The sequence below is a fragment of the Rhizobium esperanzae genome (assembly GCF_002204185.1).
GTDB lineage: Bacteria > Pseudomonadota > Alphaproteobacteria > Rhizobiales > Rhizobiaceae > Rhizobium > Rhizobium esperanzae.
Genome location: NZ_MXPU01000059.1, coordinates 1 through 1,030 on the forward strand (window position 1 = coordinate 1; position 1,030 = coordinate 1,030).

General features: G+C 65.7%; 1 protein-coding gene. It reads right to left on the reverse strand.

Annotated elements, in window-relative coordinates; translation table 11 throughout:
* Positions 1-865 (reverse strand): IS110 family RNA-guided transposase (locus B5E41_RS30900; RefSeq protein ID WP_088397329.1); only part of this gene is annotated, 865 nt, incomplete at its 3' end.
* Positions 866-1,030: the final 165 nt, after the last annotated feature.

Genomic DNA, 1,030 nt, shown 5'->3' on the forward strand with positions numbered 1-1,030 from the left:
TTGCGACGATCTTGGGCTTGCCTTGCGCGACCAGGCGGTCGCGGAAGGCCTTGAGGTCGGGATTGTAGCGGCTGGCGACGAGGGCGGCCATGAACAGCACGGCCCGCACCTTGCCGCGGCCGCCGCCGATGAAGCTCTTGCCCTTCCATTTGCCCGATTGCCGCGTCCAGGGGGCAAGCCCTGCCAGCGAAGCAATCTGGCGCCGATCGAGGCTGCCGAGTTCGGGCAGTTCGGCCAGTAGCGTGCGCGCCGTTGTCGGCCCGACACCCGGCACTGAGGTCAGCAGTTCCTCGCGCACCCGCCAGGCCGGCGACTTGCGGATGTGGCTGTCGAGGTCGGCATCGAGGTTTTCGAGCTCGCGGCGCAAGGCTGTCAGCAAGCGCTTGATGCTCTTCTGCGCCTGCTTGGCCATTGCCATACGCAACCGGTTCTCCTCGGCCACCACCATCTGGACGATCTGACGCCTGCGGGCAATGAGCTCGGAAAGAGCCTGCGTCTCGGCATCGCGCAGCGGCCGGATCGCCGGCTTCGTCGCCAGGACGAAGGCAGCGATGACGGCCGCATCGATCGGGTCGGTCTTGGCCCGGCGGCCGAGCGCGTTGGCATAGGCGCGCACCTGCGCCGGATTGACCACAACCACTCCAAAGCCAGCGGCCGACAGGCTGCCTGTCGCCAGCATCTCGTAGCCGCCGGTCGCCTCCAGGCCGACGATCGTCGGCCTGGAGGCGCCCAGCTTGGCGATTAACTCCTCAAGGCCGGAGTGATCGTTGCTGACCGCAAAGTGCTCGCCCGAAGGGTGCAGCGCCACGTCCAATCGGTCCTTGGAAACATCGATGCCGACAACCACGATCTCATTCTTCTCCATCTGATCCCATCCTTGCCTAAGCGGGCTTTGCCTTCGCAAGCGGCCCCGGCGACTGTTCGGGTTCAATGGAACGGCGGATGGAGACCCAGGCTCTCCCACGGGCTTGGTGTCCCAAAGGTGCAACGGTCTCCCATCCGCCACCGCAACAGGCAGTTCTATGCCAAC